The organism is Exiguobacterium sp. s21 (assembly GCF_018617975.1).
Taxonomy (GTDB): Bacteria; Bacillota; Bacilli; order Exiguobacteriales; family Exiguobacteriaceae; genus Exiguobacterium; species Exiguobacterium mexicanum_A.
In genome coordinates this window covers 222,244-236,109 of the sequence record NZ_JACSLF010000001.1, presented here as the reverse complement: position 1 = coordinate 236,109, position 13,866 = coordinate 222,244, and the positions used below count along the sequence as shown (strand labels likewise).

12 protein-coding genes and 1 pseudogene are annotated in these 13,866 nt (G+C 56.4%); 11 read left to right on the top strand and 2 right to left on the bottom strand.

The window, feature by feature from the left end:
* Window positions 1-29 precede the first annotated feature (29 nt).
* From ribD to KNP06_RS15380, 5 genes are all read left to right on the top strand, one after another.
* Window positions 30-1,109, top strand: a complete 1,080-nt coding sequence (gene ribD / locus KNP06_RS01235) for a bifunctional diaminohydroxyphosphoribosylaminopyrimidine deaminase/5-amino-6-(5-phosphoribosylamino)uracil reductase RibD (protein ID WP_214710929.1) — start codon at window positions 30-32, stop codon at window positions 1,107-1,109.
* Window positions 1,090-1,731: a riboflavin synthase gene (gene ribE / locus KNP06_RS01230; RefSeq protein ID WP_214710930.1), complete on the top strand. Its 642-nt coding sequence runs from the start codon at window positions 1,090-1,092 to the stop codon at window positions 1,729-1,731. Before ribD ends, ribE begins: the two co-directional genes overlap by 20 nt.
* A complete protein-coding gene (gene ribB, locus KNP06_RS01225) occupies window positions 1,731-2,915 on the top strand; it encodes a 3,4-dihydroxy-2-butanone-4-phosphate synthase (RefSeq protein ID WP_214710931.1) in 1,185 nt (394 codons plus the stop codon). Before ribE ends, ribB begins: the two co-directional genes overlap by 1 nt.
* A complete protein-coding gene (gene ribH / locus KNP06_RS01220; RefSeq protein ID WP_034778766.1) occupies window positions 2,912-3,376 on the top strand; it encodes a 6,7-dimethyl-8-ribityllumazine synthase in 465 nt (154 codons plus the stop codon). Before ribB ends, ribH begins: the two co-directional genes overlap by 4 nt.
* 95 nt (window positions 3,377-3,471) lie before the next feature.
* Window positions 3,472-3,756, top strand: a complete 285-nt coding sequence (locus KNP06_RS15380; protein ID WP_214710932.1) for a ZIP family metal transporter — start codon at window positions 3,472-3,474, stop codon at window positions 3,754-3,756.
* 85 nt (window positions 3,757-3,841) lie between these two features.
* Here KNP06_RS15380 and pruA read toward each other — a convergent pair whose 3' ends face one another.
* Window positions 3,842-5,386 carry an L-glutamate gamma-semialdehyde dehydrogenase gene (gene pruA / locus KNP06_RS01210; RefSeq protein ID WP_214710933.1) on the bottom strand — a complete coding sequence of 515 codons (1,545 nt, stop codon included), beginning with the start codon at window positions 5,384-5,386 and terminating at the stop codon, window positions 3,842-3,844.
* Window positions 5,387-5,558: 172 nt separating this feature from the next.
* Here pruA and KNP06_RS01205 point away from each other — a divergent pair, with 172 nt between their 5' ends.
* The 3 genes and pseudogenes from KNP06_RS01205 (at window position 5,559) to KNP06_RS01195 (ending at window position 8,418) form a co-directional block, all read left to right on the top strand.
* Window positions 5,559-6,374, top strand: coding sequence for a nuclear transport factor 2 family protein (locus tag KNP06_RS01205; RefSeq protein ID WP_214710934.1), 816 nt, complete (start codon window positions 5,559-5,561; stop codon window positions 6,372-6,374).
* A 12-nt stretch (window positions 6,375-6,386) separates the two neighbouring features.
* Window positions 6,387-6,824 (top strand): thioredoxin-dependent thiol peroxidase, encoded by a 438-nt coding sequence (gene bcp / locus KNP06_RS01200; protein WP_214710935.1) that lies wholly within the window; start codon window positions 6,387-6,389, stop codon window positions 6,822-6,824.
* A 231-nt stretch (window positions 6,825-7,055) separates the two neighbouring features.
* Window positions 7,056-8,418 (top strand): annotated as a pseudogene (locus KNP06_RS01195) (alanine/glycine:cation symporter family protein).
* Window positions 8,419-8,740: 322 nt separating this feature from the next.
* Here the strand turns inward: KNP06_RS01195 and KNP06_RS01190 are convergent.
* A complete protein-coding gene (locus tag KNP06_RS01190) occupies window positions 8,741-10,444 on the bottom strand; it encodes a methyl-accepting chemotaxis protein (RefSeq protein ID WP_214710936.1) in 1,704 nt (567 codons plus the stop codon).
* A 216-nt stretch (window positions 10,445-10,660) separates the two neighbouring features.
* Here KNP06_RS01190 and gatC point away from each other — a divergent pair, with 216 nt between their 5' ends.
* From gatC to gatB, 3 genes are read left to right on the top strand one after another with little or no spacing between them, the layout of a single operon-like run.
* A complete protein-coding gene (gatC, locus tag KNP06_RS01185) occupies window positions 10,661-10,951 on the top strand; it encodes an Asp-tRNA(Asn)/Glu-tRNA(Gln) amidotransferase subunit GatC (RefSeq protein WP_021066487.1) in 291 nt (96 codons plus the stop codon).
* Window positions 10,952-10,962: 11 nt separating this feature from the next.
* On the top strand, window positions 10,963-12,405 hold the full coding sequence (gene gatA, locus KNP06_RS01180; RefSeq protein WP_214710937.1) for an Asp-tRNA(Asn)/Glu-tRNA(Gln) amidotransferase subunit GatA: 1,443 nt from the start codon (window positions 10,963-10,965) through the stop codon (window positions 12,403-12,405).
* A 12-nt stretch (window positions 12,406-12,417) separates the two neighbouring features.
* Window positions 12,418-13,848: an Asp-tRNA(Asn)/Glu-tRNA(Gln) amidotransferase subunit GatB gene (gene gatB, locus KNP06_RS01175; RefSeq protein ID WP_214710938.1), complete on the top strand. Its 1,431-nt coding sequence runs from the start codon at window positions 12,418-12,420 to the stop codon at window positions 13,846-13,848.
* Window positions 13,849-13,866: the final 18 nt, after the last annotated feature.

Sequence of the window (13,866 nt, the reverse complement as noted above, 5' to 3'; positions counted from 1 at the left end):
TTTGTTTGTGCGAAACAAGGAGGGAGATTATGAATCAGTACATGCAACAAGCCATCCAATTGGCCAAGTTCGCCTCATCGACCGGCATCAACCCGCGCGTCGGCGCCGTCGTCGTCAAGGACGGCCGGGTCGTCGGGTTCGGTGCCCACTTGAAGGCAGGAGAAGCGCACGCCGAGGTGCACGCCATCCGCATGGCCGGCGCTGCCGCGTACGGTGCGACGATTTACGTCACGCTCGAACCGTGCTCGCATTACGGCAAGACGCCACCGTGCGCCGATCTGCTCGTCGAGTCCGGCATCAAGCGTGCCGTCGTCGCGATGGAAGACCCGAACCCGCTCGTGTCAGGGCGCGGCATCGCCCGGTTGAAAGCGGCCGGGATTGACGTCGAGGTCGGGCTACTCGAGCGTGAGGCGCGGGCGCTCAATACGGCGTTCTTGCGTTCACTCGAGACGAAGCGGCCTTATGTCATCTTGAAGACGGCGACGAGCCTCGACGGCAAAGTCGCGCTCGATCACGGTGACAGCAAGTGGGTGACCGGGACAGTAGCGAGACGGGACGTCCATGAACTGCGGGCGACGGTCGACGCCGTTTTGACCGGTGTCGGCACCGTCCTCGCCGACGATCCGGCACTCACCGTCCGGCTCGACCGTGAGACGACACAACTGCTCCGAATCGTGCTCGACCGTGAGTTGCGTACGCCGCTCTCGAGTCAGCTCGTCCGAACGGCGACCGACGTACCGGTGCTTCTGTACACGACTTCGGACGACCAAACAAAACGTGACGCGCTGACAGCGAATGGCGTCGAAATCGCCGACTACACATCGCTCGAAGCTGTCCTGCAAGACGTCTACGCACGCGGCATCGGTCGTATGCTCGTCGAAGCGGGACCGACACTCGTCACTTCACTCTTGGACGGACAGTTCGTCGACGAGTGGGTCATGTACCAGTCGCCACGCGTATTCGGCGGCAAGGGCGGTTTCTACCGCTCGCATCATGATGGGCCGCTCGATGCGGTCGAACGGTATGAGGTTCAATCGGTCGAGACGGTCGGCACCGATATCAAACTGATCATGCGAAAGGAGGAGTCCGATGTTCACGGGAATCGTTGAAGAGATTGGCAGTGTCAAGGCAGTAAAGCGGAACGGTCCGTCTCTCCGGCTCACGCTCGCCGGACAGGTCGTCCTCGAGGATGTGAAGCTCGGTGACAGCATCTCCGTCAACGGCATCTGTCTCACCGTGACGACGTTCGACCGCGACAGTTTCTCGGTCGACGTCATGCCGGAGACGCTCAAGGCGTCGAGTCTCGACGGGGTCCGCCCCGGTACGAGCGTCAACTTGGAGCGGGCCATGCCCGCGAACGGACGCTTCGGCGGCCATTTCGTCTCGGGTCACGTCGACGGGGTCGGACGCATCGTCAAAAAACGGTCGCTCGCGAACGCCGTCTATGTCGACATCAGCTGTGAGCCGTCGCTCCTCCGCTATATCGTCCCGAAAGGTTCGATTTCGGTCGACGGGACGAGCTTGACGGTGTTTGATGTCACCGAACGCGGATTCACGTTGTCGCTTATCCCGCATACGTACAGTGAGACGGTGCTCGGGATGAAACAGGCAGGAGACGCGGTCAATTTGGAATGTGACATGTTAGCTAAATATATGGAAAAACTCGTAAGTCAAAAACCGATGACGCTCGAATCGCTGGCGTCGCAAGGGTATGGAAAGGCGGGATGGTAATGTTCCACACGATTGAAGAAGCAGTCGAAGACTTGAAGATGGGACGACCGATTATCGTCGTCGACGATGAGGACCGTGAGAACGAAGGGGACTTCGTCGTGCTCGCGGATAAAATGACCGCAGAGACGATGAACTTCCTCATCACGGAAGGGAAAGGACTCGTCTGCGCCTCCCTCGCCGAAGAAGTGGCCGTCCGGCTCGACTTGCAGCCGATGGTCGCAAACAGCACCGATCCACACGGGACGGCGTTCACGGTCAGCGTCGATCACATCGATTCGACGACGGGCATCTCGGCGAGCGAACGGGCCCATACAGTGCGCGAACTCGCGAACATCAACGCCCGTCCGGCTGATTTTCAACGTCCGGGACATATCTTCCCGCTCATCGCGAAAAAAGGTGGCGTCTCGGTACGACGTGGACATACGGAAGCGTCGGTCGATTTGGCGCGACTCGCCGGAAGTGAACCGGTCGCCGTCATCTGTGAGATTATCCGCCCGGACGGCGAGATGGCCCGGGTGCCGGACCTTGAACGCGTCGCGGAAGCGCATGGTTTAAAGTTCATCACGATCGAGGCGCTCGTCCGCTATATGGAGACGGACCTCGCCAGTCGAGAGGCGGACGTCTCGCTCCCCTCGGTGAAAGGGGACTTCCGATTGATCGGGTATCGGAACGTCCTCGACCGGGAAGAGCACGTCGCACTCCTGAAAGGTGAACTCGAACATGCGCCGCTCGTCCGCATCCATTCCGAGTGTCTGACCGGCGACGTGTTCGGCTCCTATCGTTGCGATTGCGGGCCACAACTCGACACAGCGATGGCGAAAGTGGAAGCCGAAGGCGGTGTCATCTTGTACATGCGACAAGAAGGGCGCGGCATCGGTCTGCTCAACAAGTTGAAGGCGTACGAACTACAAGAACAAGGGCTTGATACGGTCGAGGCGAACGTCGCGCTCGGTCTGCACGCCGATTTACGCGATTACCGGGTCAGCGCGGCGATGCTTCGTGACCTCGGGATCACGAAAGTCCGGCTCATGACGAACAACCCGGAAAAAGTCGACGCCTTGGAAGCGTGCGGGATCACGGTCATCGAACGTGTCCCGATTATCGTCGGCGCCCATGCAGCGAACGAGAAGTACCGAATGACGAAACAACAAAAAATGAACCACTTTGGAGGAGAAGAATCATGATGCATACATTTGAAGGAAACTTGGTCGGAAAAGGCTTGAAAGTCGGAATCGTCGTCGGACGGTTCAATGATCTCATCACGATGCGCTTGCTGGACGGGGCGAAAGATGCGCTCAAGCGCCACGGCGTCGAACAAGATGACGTCGAGATCGCATTCGTCCCGGGAGCGTTCGAACTCCCCCTCGTCGCCAAAAAGATGGCGATGAGCAAGAAATATGACGCCGTCATCACACTCGGTGCCGTCATCCGCGGGGCGACGCCGCACTTCGACTACGTTTGCAGCGAAGCGGCGAAAGGTGTCGCCCAAGCAAGTTATCAGTCAGAAGTACCGGTCATCTTCGGCGTCTTGACGACCGAGACGATCGAGCAGGCCATCGAGCGCGCCGGCACGAAAGCCGGGAACAAAGGCTGGGAAGCGGCAACGGCGGCCATCGAGATGGCGAACTTGATGCGCGCGTTTTAATAGTATGGAGGAGAGCGAACCGGCTCTCCTCTTTTTTTGTCGTTAGCAACGCGTGTGTCCCGGGAAAAGAATAAGGTGAAAAGGGGGCGACGGTGATGTGGGAATGGGTGGCTCAACTGAGCCCGGCCATGCAGGCACTGCTCGGGACGATGTTCACGTGGGGGATGACCGCGCTTGGGGCGGCCATCGTCTTTATGACGAAGTCGATCAACGCGCGGTTGATGGACAGTATGCTCGGGTTTGCCGGCGGGGCGATGATTTTCGTCGTCGTCGAAGAGGTCATCCCTGGGTCGCAAGAGAACGGGCATAAAGATATGGCATCGATGGCATTGATGCTCGGCTTCACGATCATGATGATTTTAGATGTAGCGCTCGGGTGAGGGCATGACAAAAGGAGCGCTGACGGTTGCGTCGACGCTCCTTTATGTAGTGAACAGCCCGACTCCAATGAGCCGGGCTGATGGATTAAAACGTCTCAGACGTCGTTTTTGCTTGCATGTGGAGCTGGATGTAATCCGGTCCGCCTGCTTTCGAGTCTGTTCCTGACATGTTGAACCCGCCGAACGGCTGATAGCCGACGATGGCGCCTGTGCAGCCACGGTTGAAATACAAGTTGCCGACGTGGAAGTTCTGACGCGCGTACTCTTGGTTTGAGCGGTCACGCGTGAGGACGGCACCCGTCAAGCCGTACTCCGTGTTGTTAGCGATGTCGATCGCTTCTTTGAAATCTTTCGCTTTCGTGAAGGCGACGATCGGTCCAAAGATCTCTTCTTGCATGAGACGTGCTTTCGGTGCGACGTCGGCGACGACCGTCGGCTCGACGAAGTAGCCTGTCGAGTCGTCCGCTTTTCCGCCGGCGACGATCTTGCCTTCTTCTTTGGCGACATCGAAGTATGACGTGATCTTCTTGAACGCGGCCGCATCGATGACCGGTCCCATGAAGTGTTCGTTCTGCTCGGTGTTGCCGACCGAGAGTTCGTTCGTCAATTCGACGACGCGATCGAGCACCCTGTCATACACGCTGTCGACGATGACGGCACGTGAACAAGCCGAACATTTTTGACCTGAGAAACCGAATGCTGATTTGACGATCGATTGGGCCGCGAGTTCGAGGTCCGCTGATTCGTCGACGACGATCGTGTCTTTTCCGCCCATCTCAGCGATGACACGTTTGAGCCAGATTTGGCCGTCGTTCAATTTCGAGGCGCGCTCGTTGATGCGCAAGCCCACGTCACGTGAGCCTGTGAAGCTGATGAAGCGTGTCTTCGGATGGTCGACGAGGTAGTCACCGACTTCAGCGCCTGGTCCCGGGATGAAGTTGAGGACACCTTTCGGCAAGCCTGCTTCTTCCATGACCTCGACGAATTTCGCAGCGACGATCGGTGTCGTCGAAGCTGGTTTCAAGAGGATCGTGTTACCGGCGACGATGGCCGCGACGGCCGTCCCTGCCATGATCGCGAACGGGAAGTTCCAAGGGCTGATGACAATCCCGACCCCGAGTGGGATGTAGTCATAGCGGTTGTATTCGCCCGGACGGCTCTCGACTTTTTTACCTGGTTTGAGCTCGAGCATTTGACGTGCGTAGTACTCCATGAAGTCGATCGCTTCTGCTGTATCTGCGTCTGCTTCGTTCCACGGCTTGCCTGCCTCTTTGACGAGGTAGGCCGAGAACTCGTGCTTGCGTTTGCGGACGATGTTCGCCGCTTTGAACAAGACGTCGGCACGGACGGCCGGGTCGACGTGACGCCATGAGTCGAACGCAGTGAGCGCTTCTTGCATCGCACGCTCCGCGAGCTCTTGGTTCGCTTTCGAGACGTGTCCGATGACTTCTTCTTTGTTAGCTGGGTTGTAAGACGTGATTTTGCTTTCCGTCGTAACTTTTTCCCCACCGATTACGAGCGGATAGTCTTTCCCGAGCTCACCGTTCACCTTCTCGATTGCCGCTTGGATGGCTGCGGCGTTCTCTTTGTTTGTAAAGTCTGTGAATGGTTCATGTTTGTATGGAATCATTCTCGTTCCCCCTTAAAAAGTGATCAAGCAGTTAAGCGCTTACGTCTGTATTGTATCGAAAATCTTGGTGAAATCCTAGTGAAACAATTTTCCAGAAAAGCGTGTCGTTTTCGCTCGAAATCGAGTCGTGGTAGGATGAGGGTACAGGACGACTTGCGAAGGGAATGATTGAATGAACAAGTGGATGATGCCGCTCGCGCTGACCGTGTTGCTCGCGGGATGCGGGACGGCGGACGAAACGCCGACGGAAGAGGCGGCCGAAGAGACGAAAACGCCGCTCCCGGAAGCGGTCGAGACCTTGTATACGTCATACCAACAAGCGCTCGAAAACGGTGATGCGGCGGCACTCAAAGCCATCGACTATGCGGGCGAGTTGACTGACATCCCGGCAACGGGCGCGAAGACGCGCGAGCTCACACCAGGCGATATGTACGAGAGCTGGGTGAACGAGGACGGGGACGTCGCGTTCATCGTCCATGAGATGGAGGACGCGGACGGCAATGAACTGCCGAACCGACTCTCGAAAGTCGCTATCAAAGAAGGGGAGGACTGGAAACTCGTCGTCACCCCGGCTCTTATCCCGGCCGACGTGATTGGGGAAGTTGGCGACATGTTGACGGGAATCGAGGCGAACGAGTACGGCGTGAATGCAGAAGCGAACGCCCGTCTCGCCGAAGTGCCGGAAGACGAGGCTGGCCCGATTTATGACCAAGTGAACGCCCAAACCGACTACGTCGCGCTCGAGGCCGACAATAACGTCTTCTTGCTCATGGCCGAGACGCTCACGGTGCCGGAGAACCAAGACACGATGGCCAACTACTTCGAGGCGTACCGGACGTGGTATACCGACAATGAGGCGGCACTTAAAAAGGCCGCTGCAACAGAAGATCCGGTCGAGTATCTCGAAGTGCTCGAACCGCTCAAACAAAAATTAGAACAAGCGATCGACGGTTATGACGAGAATCTCGTCGACCCGTCGTTCGGATAAGGAGGAAGCAACATGTTAGCACCGACATTCACATTACCGAACCAAAATGGGGACATGATCTCGCTCGAGGACTACCGGGGGCAGAAAGTCGTGCTTTATTTCTACCCGAAGGACGCGACACCGGGTTGTACGACCGAGGCATGTGACTTCCGCGATGCGACACCGCGATTGAACGGGGCCGTCGTCCTCGGCATCTCGGCCGATAGCCAGAAGAAGCACCAAAACTTCATCGCCAAACATGAGCTGCCGTTCGATTTGCTCGTTGACGACACGCATGAGGTGTCGGAGCTATACGGCGTTTGGCAATCGAAAAAGAATTACGGGAAAGAGTACTATGGCATCGTCCGTTCGACGTTCCTCATCAACGAGGACGGCTATATCGAACAGGAATGGCGCAGTGTGAAAGTGAACGGACACGTCGACGAGGTCGTCGCGGCGCTCACGACATGAAACGAGACGGCTTCCAAAACGGGGGCCGTTTTTTTGTGCGCCTCGCATTACAATTTTATTTCAAATACTAAATTCAGAATCAGGGTAAGATAAAGCGCAAAAGTGGTATATTACAAAAATATTACACGACACCGGACCGGATTAATGCCTTGTCAACTTGACGAAGTTGAGAATGTTCTGAAAAATATGAAGGAACAGTGAACACCAGATTTACATAGGGGGCATAAGAGTATGGAGCAATTTGAATCATGGGTGACGAGTCTATCGAATCTCGTCTGGGGCCCACATCTATTGATTTTATTGATTGGGACAGGTGTTTATTTGACGTTCCGGCTCGGCTTTATCCAAGTGACGCGGCTCGGTTTCGGGCTGAAAGAAGCGTTCATCCCGAAACCGAAGACGGGAGCGGAAGCGGAGAAACAGAAAAAACAACGCGGGGACATCTCTCACTTCCAAGCGCTCATGACGGCGCTCGCGGCAACGGTCGGGACCGGGAACATGTCGGTGTCGCGACGGCGGTCGTCCTCGGGGGACCGGGCGCCATTGTCTGGATGTGGCTTTCGGGATGGCGACGAAGTACGCCGAGGCGATCCTCGCCGTCAAATATCGTGTCGTCGATGAGCGGGGCGAGATTGCCGGCGGGCCGATGTATTATTTGGAGCACGGCTTGAAGAAGAAATGGCTCGGGATGACGTTCGCCTTGTTCGCTGCGATCGCTGCGTTCGGCATCGGTAACGGTGTCCAGACGAATTCGATCAGTCTGGCGCTCAACACGTCATTCGGGATTCCGATGCTCGTGACGGGTATCGTGCTCATGGTGCTAACAGGATTCGTCATCCTCGGCGGTGTCAAATCAATCGGGAAAGTCGTCGGCGTATTCGTGCCGGTCATGATTTCCGCGTACGTCGGAGACGGTCTCGTCATTCTCGTCACGAATTACGAGTTGATCCCATCGGCGTTCGCGACCATCTTCTCGAGCACGTTCAGTGCGGAGGCCATCGGTGGCGGGGCGCTCGGTGCGGCCATCCGTTACGGGGTCGCCCGCGGCGTGTTCTCGAACGAGGCGGGTCTCGGCTCGGCACCAATCGCAGCGGCTGCGGCGAAGACCGATTTCCCGGGACGACAGGCACTCGTCTCGATGACGCAAGTATTGATTGATACGCTCATCATCTGTTCGATCACCGGGTTGACGATCGTCATGAGCGGTCAATATACGAGCGGGCTCCAAGGTATCGAGTTGACGCAAGCATCGTTCGCGTACTTCCTCGGGCCGATCGGAGAACTGATCGTCACGATTTCGCTCGTCTTCTTCGCCTTCTCGACGTTGATCGGCTGGTGTTATTACGGGGAACGGTCGGTCCATTACTTGCTCGGGGAAAAAGCGATCATGCCGTATCGTGTCGTCTATATCCTCGTCGCCGGACTCGGCGCGATGACGACGAATTTGAACTTGATTTGGGCCATCTCGGACGTCTTCAACGGGCTGATGGCGATCCCGAACTTGATTGGTCTCTTGTTCTTGTCGGGTGTCGTCGTCGCCGAGACGAAGCGTTTCGAGCTCGAACGGCAAAAAGAACTGCGGCAAGCGGCTTAACCAAAAGGAAGCATCCTCAAGCGAGGACGCTTCCTTTTGCCGATTCATACATGTTTTACGGCTCATCCTTTTTGGCGCCTCCGCTTTCCTAGGGGCGAGCAGGGAGCCGCATCGCTTAACGCTGCTGGGTCTCCCTTCGTCCGCTGGTCCCTCAGGAGTCTTCGGCGCCGTCGGATGAGCCACGCAAACGGTCGTTTTCGGGCGGCCGTTTGTCATGTTCTGAGGCGTCGAGAGACCGTGTTCCAATCATGACTGAAATGCTCACACCTAGACTGAAAAAAGATGCACCGACTCGCTGTTCGCGAATCGATGCATCAACCGTTTACACTTTGAATTGACCGATCAACTCGTTCAATTCATCCATTTTCTGTTGGGAGGCTTCGGTAACGCGGTTCAACTCGCTGAAGCGGTCGACGGACATGGTCACTTTTTCGGCGATTTCTTGTGTGCCAAGCGCCCCGTTGTTGACCGTGACGGCGACATCTTGGATGACCCCGATCATGTTCGACGTCAACTGTTCGAGTTCGACGGCGGCATCGGCGAATTCTGATGCGGTCGTCTCGAATCGGCCGGCGTCCTCACTGTAATGCTCGGCCGCTTCCTCAAGCTGGTCATAGTCTTTCAACACGTTCGTATCGAGGAAACCGAGCATCTCGCTCGACGTGTCATTTAAATGGTCGACGGAGTGGAGCACGGTCGTCGAGATGGCTTGAATCCGTTCGACGGTCGTCCGGCTCGTCTCCGCCAGTTTTCGAATCTCATCGGCGACGACGGCGAACCCGCGTCCCGCTTCACCGGCCCGAGCGGCTTCGATCGAGGCGTTCAAGGACAGGAGATTCGTCTGGGCGGCGATGTCGAGGATGTCATTCGTGAGTGTCGCGATTTCCCGGACGGCTTTGGCATCCTGCATCGCTTTCTCCAAATTGACACGTGTCGATGACAGGACACTGAGTGCGGACGCTTTCGCCTCGACGGCATGGTCACGCAGGGCGACGGCACGGGCATCGATTTGTGCGGCCTCGGCTTTTCGCTCGGCGGCCATCGTCACGATATGGTGGAGCGTCCGTTCCATGTCGGAAGCCGACGCGTTCATCTCTTGGGCACTCGCGGCCGTCTGTTGCATCCCGGCCGTCAAGTCCTCGGTCGTGGCGGCCGTCGTTGTCATGTACGTGTCGAGCTCGCGCAACTCGTCATACATGCGTGCCGACTGTTCGGTCACCCCGTGCGACACACCGTTCACTTGCAAAATCAATTGTCGAAGATTGGCGAGGAACTGGTTGAAGTCGCGGGCGAGTCCCGAGAACTCGTCGCGTCGCTTCACCGGGATGGCGGTCGTCAAATCGCCTTGGCTCGTGGCGAGTTCGCGCATCTTCAGTTTGAACTCTTTGAGCGGTTCGAAGATCGAACGGAAGATGAATACCATCATCAATACTGTAAAGACGACCGCCGCGGCCATGATGACCATGAGCGTGAACTGAACTTGCTCGAACAGCGCCGCACCGGATTCCGTGTCAGACCGAATCGCGTCGCGGTTCAAGTTGACGAGCAGACCGAGCGTGTTCGAGAAGGCATCGGCGGCCGGTGTCGCCGTGTCCCGGATATAGGCATCGGCTGCGGCTTGACCGTCCGCGTTCGAGATGCGGACGAGCTCTTCGATATTCGTTTTAAATGTCGTCCATTGGTCCGTCGCTTGATCGAACAGCTCCTGGTCGGCTTTCGTGATGATGGTCGACTCATAACCGCTCATCTGTTGCTCGAGAATCGTGATGCCCGTGTCGAGGTTCGTTTCGACGTTTTGCTTCGTCACCTCGTCTTCGACCAAGGCGTGACGCATCATCTGTTGGCGAATCTGAAGCAGCTGTTTATCGACTTGATGAATTTGGTCCATCCCCGGCACCCACGAGACGTTCATATCTTGCTGGGCGGCCTTGGACGCGTTCAATGCATAGAATGAGTAGCCGCTCACCCCGAGCAACAACACGAGCAAGACGGTGAAGGCGACGATTAGTTTATTACGGATTGACATAGGAATCCCCCTCGAAAAATAATGCTTCTTTCTAAGCATAATGAGATTAGGGGACGGACCGAATAGGCGTTTTTGGAAACGAGTCAATATTACAGGGACATTCCCTAAGTTTTCAAAAAAGACATCAAGATTGGTGAGATGGGATTTTCTTTTTTGTCTTATAAAAAAGTGGTATGATAATGGACGATGTATTGAAAACTGTTGGAGGTGGAACCTTTGGCTCGAATCACAGAAGCTGAAGTTCGGCACGTCGCCGGACTCGCCCGACTTGCGATCACAGAAGATGAAGTGACGCACTTCACGGAGCAATTGACAAAAATCCTCGAGTTCGCCGAGCAACTCGATGAACTCGATACGACGGGCGTCATCCCGACGACCCATGCCCTAGATTTGAAAAACGTACTACGCAAAGACGAGGTTCGTCCTTCACTTCCACGCGAGGAAGTCGAACGGATGGCACCTGATTGGGAGAACGGCCAAGTCCGTGTCCCAGCGGTCTTTGAATAAGGAGGCCCTTCATGAGTTTATTTGATCACGGTGTAGCCAAGCTGCATACGCTTATAAAAGAAGGCGAAGTCACGGTATCCGACCTCGTCAAAGAATCATTTGACCGCATCGAGGCGACCGACGAGAAAATCGGTGCCTTCTTGACGCTCAACGAAGACGCGTTCGAACAGGCGAAACGGATGGACGAGCTCGCCAAAACCTCGGGCAACCCGCTCTTCGGTTTGCCGATCGGCGTCAAAGACAACATCGTCACGAAAGGGACACGCACGACGTGTGCCTCGAAGTTCCTCGAAAACTTTGTCCCGGCCCATGACGCGACGGTCGTCGAGCGTCTCCATGACGCCGGTGCCGTCACAATCGGGAAGTTGAACATGGACGAGTTCGCGATGGGTTCATCAAACGAGAACTCGGCGTTCAAAGTCGTCCGTAACCCGTGGGACCCAACGCGCGTACCAGGCGGTTCGTCAGGCGGTTCAGCGGCAACGGTCGCGGCCGGCCAAGTCTTATTCAGCCTCGGCTCGGATACGGGTGGCTCGATTCGTCAACCGGCGGCCTATTGTGGCGTCGTCGGGATGAAACCGACGTATGGCCTCGTCTCACGTTACGGCCTCGTCGCATTCGCCTCGTCGCTCGACCAAATCGGTCCGCTCACACGTACGGTCGAAGATAACGCCTACTTGTTGAACGCGATTGCCGGTCATTGCGACATGGACTCGACGTCAGCAACGGTCGACCTTCCGGATTACACGAAATCGCTTCACGGTGATATCAAAGGCATGAAGCTCGCGCTTCCAAAAGAGTTCATGGCCGAAGGCGTGTCAGACGGTGTCCGTAAACAGATTGAACAAGCGGTCGAGACGCTCAAGTCGCTCGGTGCGACGGTCGAGACGGTCTCGCTCCCGACGGTGAAATATGCGCTCCCGACATACTACTTGCTCGCGTCATCGGAAGCATCTTCGAACCTTGCCCGGTTTGACGGCATCCGTTACGGACGCCGCGCCGAGGCCGATGCGCTCGAAGAAGTGTTCACGTACTCGCGCGAACAAGGTTTCGGGGAAGAAGTGAAACGCCGCATCATGCTCGGGACGTATGCACTCAGCTCGGGTTATTACGATGCGTTCTACAAGAAATCACAGCAGGTCCGCACGCTCATGAAGCAAGACTTCGCGAACGTGTTCGCCGACTACGATGCAATCATCGGACCGACTGCGCCGACGGTCGCGTTCAAACTCGGTGACCAGCTCGAAGACCCGCTCACGATGTATGCCAACGATATTATGACGATTCCGGTCAACTTGGCGGGCATTCCGGCCATCTCGGTACCAGCTGGCTTGTCAGAAGGCCTCCCGGTCGGTTTACAAATCATCGGGAACCATTTCAGTGAACCAACACTCTACCGCGTGGCCCATGCTTTTGAACAAGCAAACGGCGGTTTCAAGATGCCACAGCTCTAAGGAGGACGTACGATGAACTTTGAAACGATCATCGGGATCGAGGTGCACGCCGAGCTGAGCACGAAGTCGAAGATTTGGTGTGGCTGCTCGCGCACATACGGTGCCGAAACGAATACACAGACGTGTCCGATTTGTCTCGGACACCCGGGCGTCTTGCCTAAATTGAACGAAGAGGCGGTCAATCTCGCCATTAAGGCCGCGATGGCACTCAACTGCGAAATCGCGACCGACACGAAATTCGACCGCAAGAACTATTTCTATCCAGATACGCCGAAAGCGTATCAAATCTCGCAGTTCGACCAGCCGATTGGTTTCAACGGTCACGTCGACGTCGAAGTCGACGGTGAGATGAAGCGGTTCCGCATCGAACGCGTCCATCTCGAGGAAGATGCCGGGAAGATGAACCACACGGGCGAGAAACACTCGGTCGTCGACTTCAACCGGACCGGGTCACCACTCATCGAGATCGTCAGTGAGGCCGACATGCGTTCACCGAAAGATGCTGTCGCGTACCTCGAGCGCTTGAAAGAAGTGCTCTCGTTCGCGGGCGTCTCGGACGTCAAGATGGAAGAAGGGTCGCTTCGTTGCGACTGTAACATCTCGGTCCGTCCGTTCGGTCAAGAGCCGTTCGGCACGAAGACGGAGCTCAAAAACTTGAACTCGTTCTCGAACGTCTTAAAGGCGCTCGAGTATGAGGAAGAGCGTCACCGCAAACTCCTCATCACGGGCGGCGTCATGCGTCAAGAGACGCTCCGTTTTGATGAGGCGGCGAAGAAGACGATTCTCATGCGTGTCAAAGAAGGGGCGGCCGATTACCGCTACTTCCCAGAGCCGGACCTCGTCCGTCTCGAGATCGATGAGGAATGGAAAGAACGCATCCGCGCCACGCTTCCGGAACTTCCGGTCGCACGTCGCGAACGTTATATGAACAACTACGGCTTGTCGGCTTATGACGCCAAGGCGCTCACGTCGACGCGGGAGTTCTCGGACTTCTTCGAAGCGACGACTGCGGCCGGTGCCGAACCGAAAGCGGCCGCGAACTGGCTCATGGGCGAAGTGCTCGGTCACTTGAACAAATCGGACGATACGATCGAGACGATGAAATTGACGCCGAGCTCGCTTGCGGAGTTGATTCGTTTGATTGGAGAAGGTACAATTTCTTCGAAGATCGCCAAACGCGTGTTCACAGCCATGATCGAAGAAGGCGCCGAGCCGAAGGCGTACGTCGAAGCGAACGGTCTCGCCCAAATCTCGGACGAGAGCTTGCTCCGCGGCTACATCCTCGACTTGTTCGAAGCGCATCCGCAGATGATTGAAGACTTTAAGAACGGGAAAGACCGTGCCAAAGGCTTTATCATCGGGCAGATCATGAAGCAGACGAAAGGGATGGCGAACCCGGCACTCCTCGATGGCTTGTTCCACGAAGAGATTGCCAAACGCTAAACAAGCGGCGAGGCACTT